Below are 3049 nucleotides of genomic sequence, written 5' to 3'. Positions count from 1 at the left end.
TTCATGTTCCCCCTTCTTTTTCTAAAGTACTGCCAGTAACTTAAACCTGACACCCCACAGCTTATCCTAACAGTATCTTCCATTTTCTAAAAAACCTTATAAACCAATTTTTCTTTCACTCTTTGGAGTGCGAGTTTTGATCAAGGTGATAGAACATGCCATTTGTGGTGGTCATCACGGGAATCCCTGGAGTGGGCAAGAGCACAATCACAAAACTGGCCTTACAAAGGACTCGAGCGAAATTTAGGGTAGTTAACTTTGGAGATATAATGTTCGAAGAAGCAGTCAAGGCTAAGCTAGTCACACACAGAGACGAAATGAGAAAATTGAGTTTAAAGGTGCAGCGGGAATTGCAGCTTAAGGCTGCTCAAAGAATTCTTGAGATATCCAGAGAAGAACCTGTACTGCTCGACACTCATGCTACAATAAAGACCCCTCTAGGATACATGCTTGGATTCCCTAAGGAGGTCATCGAAGTCATAAACCCGAAATTCATCGTCATAATAGAAGCACTGCCGAGTGAAATACTTGGAAGAAGGTTAAGAGACCTGAAGAGAGATAGAGATGTTGAAACTGAGGAGCAAATCCAGAGGCATCAGGACTTAAATAGGGCCGCCGCAATAAGTTATGCCATGCATTCCAATGCGCTTATAAAGATAATTGAAAATCATGAGGATAAAGGTCTGGAAGAGGCTGTTAATGAACTGGTAAAAATACTTGATCTGGCGGTGGAGGAAGATGCTTGAGGGAATATATCTTGCACTCGATAAAGTATTTGGGCCCTTAGTTACTAACGCTCACCCAATGTGGGTAGTGACTATTTCGGGAATTATACTGGGTGCCTTTTTCACGCTGGTTAATCACATTCTGATAGATCAGGAAAAAATGAAAAAGTTACAAAAAATGAGCAAGGAATTCCAGAAGGAATGGAAGGAAGCTCAAAAAGCTGGAGACGAGAAGAAATTAAGGAAGCTTCAGCAAAAACAGCTTGAGCTTTTAAGACTCCAAAATGAAGTTATGAAAGACTCAATGTTTAAACCAATGCTTTTTACAATGCCAATATTCATTATCTTCTTTGGGTGGATGAGAAGGTGGTATGTTGAAACAGCAATCGTGAAATCACCGTTCAGCTTTTTCCTCTTTGATTGGTTCCACAAATTTTACCACTCTGCCCTTCAAGCGAATGAGCTGGGATACATAGGCTGGTACATTTTGACATCAATGATAACCGGTCAGGTTTTGAGAAAGCTCTTGGATTCATATTAGTTAAATTTAAAAATGCTGCACAAAAAAGCTAAGCGGGGTGAGAAATATGAAACCAATGTACAGGTCAAGATCATGGAGAAGAAAGTACGTTAGAACTCCGGGTGGAAGGACTGTAATACACTTTGAGAGAAGGAAGCCAAAAATCGCCCACTGTGCAATGTGCGGAAGACCACTAAACGGAATCCCAAGGGGAAGATCAAGTGAGTTAAGAAAGCTCCCCAAGACTAAAAAAAGACCCGAGAGGCCTATGCCACACCTCTGCCCAAGCTGCATGCGCAGAGTCATGAAGGCCCAGGTAAGGGCTGCACTCTAACCTTGGACGAAAGGGATGCACCATGCCTAAGGGATGTCTAGTGATCACAGTGAGCGGATTGGCAGGAAGTGGTACTACAACTCTCTGCAGGAATCTAGCCAAGTACTATGGCTTTAAGCATATTTATGCGGGTTTAATATTCAGACAGATGGCAAAAGAGATGGGAATGTCTCTCCAAGAATTCCAGAAATATGCTGAAATGCACCCCGAAATAGACAGGGAAGTTGATAGGAGACAAGTAGAAGCGGCAAAAGAATGCAATGTGGTTATTGAAGGGCGTCTAGCGGGATGGATGGTAAAAAATGCTGATTTGAAGATATGGTTAGATGCACCAATTCAAGTTAGGGCTCAGCGTGTAGCACAGAGAGAGGGCGTAAGTGTTGAAGAGGCATTTATGCAAATTGCCGAAAGGGAAATGCAGAACAGGAAAAGATATTTAAACCTATACGGGATTGACATTAACGATCTCTCAGTTTATGATTTGATTATTAATACTGCCAAATGGGGTCCCGATGGGGTCTTCGCTATTGTGAAGGCCGCCATCGACCACCTGTACCCCGATGGTGACACGGGGAAATAAAAAAGATGGAGGTGGGATGAATGCCAGCAATTGATGTTGGAAGGCTAGCCGTTGTTATTGCCGGAAGAAGGGCCGGACAAAAGGTAGTTGTTGTCGACATAATCGACAAGAACTTCGTCCTCGTTACCGGCGCTGGATTGAACAAGGTGAAGAGGAGAAGGATGAACATCAAGCACCTTGAACCTCTCCCAGAGAAGGTTAACATTGAGAGAGGCGCCGACGACGAGGCTGTTAAGCAAGCTTTGGAAAAAGCGGGAATAAGTTTAGAGTGAAATTTTTGTTTTTCTTTTTATTATATATTGCTCTGAATATTTTTTTGTTTATGTGTTGAGTTCTTAGGAATTACTACTAACACTCTAAAAGTTTTCATACTTTCTTGATTTTGAAAAAAGAAGTCTTTAGAGAATTACTTTATTTTGAGAGAAAAAAAACCATTAGATGTGAACTAAAAGTTTAAGAAAATTTTAAACCCTAGTTCCCACCATCTGTGAAGTTGTATAATCTGTCCAGATTCACGGCCAGAATCGCCCCTAAAATCCTGACAACCAACCCCCTCAAACTAACATTCCTGCTCGGCCTCAGAAGAAACTCAGAAAACTTCGAAAACAAAGTCTCAATCCTCCTGCGAAAGTCAGACAAGTACTTGTAAAACTTCTTCTCCTCCAGATTGCTAATCTGATTCCCCCGCTTTACTGGCGTGTAAACAACGCCAAACCTCAGAAATTCCTCCTCGAGCCCCCTGTTAACATACCCCTTATCCAAAAACAGAAAACAGCCGGAAAACTCCTCAACAATCACCCAGAACTTTTCCCGGACAACACTCACATCATGCTTATTCGCCGGATCAACAGACAGTAAAGCCAGCAAATTTCCATCAGAGTAACAGGTCA

Annotated in this window: 5 protein-coding genes and 1 pseudogene; 5 read left to right on the top strand and 1 reads right to left on the bottom strand. The window is 42.0% G+C overall.

Features of this window, described 5'->3' with window-relative positions; translation table 11 throughout:
• Positions 1 to 155: 155 nt before the first annotated feature.
• Genes GBV73_RS10860 through GBV73_RS10840 form a run of 5 tightly spaced genes read left to right on the top strand, consistent with a single transcriptional unit; the run spans position 156 to position 2431 of the window.
• Complete coding sequence (locus tag GBV73_RS10860) at positions 156 to 746, top strand: adenylate kinase (protein ID WP_152881304.1); 591 nt, start codon at positions 156 to 158, stop codon at positions 744 to 746.
• A complete protein-coding gene (locus GBV73_RS10855; RefSeq protein ID WP_152881302.1) occupies positions 739 to 1266 on the top strand; it encodes a DUF106 domain-containing protein in 528 nt (175 codons plus the stop codon). Before GBV73_RS10860 ends, GBV73_RS10855 begins: the two co-directional genes overlap by 8 nt.
• A gap of 46 nt (positions 1267 to 1312) precedes the next feature.
• Positions 1313 to 1579, top strand: a complete 267-nt coding sequence (locus GBV73_RS10850; protein WP_152881299.1) for a 50S ribosomal protein L34e — start codon at positions 1313 to 1315, stop codon at positions 1577 to 1579.
• A gap of 22 nt (positions 1580 to 1601) precedes the next feature.
• Positions 1602 to 2159 (top strand): (d)CMP kinase, encoded by a 558-nt coding sequence (gene cmk, locus GBV73_RS10845; RefSeq protein WP_152881297.1) that lies wholly within the window; start codon positions 1602 to 1604, stop codon positions 2157 to 2159.
• A 20-nt stretch (positions 2160 to 2179) separates the two neighbouring features.
• On the top strand, positions 2180 to 2431 hold the full coding sequence (locus GBV73_RS10840; protein ID WP_042700002.1) for a 50S ribosomal protein L14e: 252 nt from the start codon (positions 2180 to 2182) through the stop codon (positions 2429 to 2431).
• A 199-nt stretch (positions 2432 to 2630) separates the two neighbouring features.
• Here the strand turns inward: GBV73_RS10840 and GBV73_RS10835 are convergent.
• A pseudogene (locus GBV73_RS10835) lies at positions 2631 to 3049 on the bottom strand (IS982 family transposase); the annotation flags it as partial.

Source organism: Thermococcus sp. 101 C5, assembly GCF_009372125.1.
In the GTDB taxonomy this organism is placed as follows: domain Archaea; phylum Methanobacteriota_B; class Thermococci; order Thermococcales; family Thermococcaceae; genus Thermococcus_A; species Thermococcus_A bergensis.
Note: the sequence above shows the minus strand (reverse complement) of the source record. Positions and strands in the feature narration are given on the sequence as shown.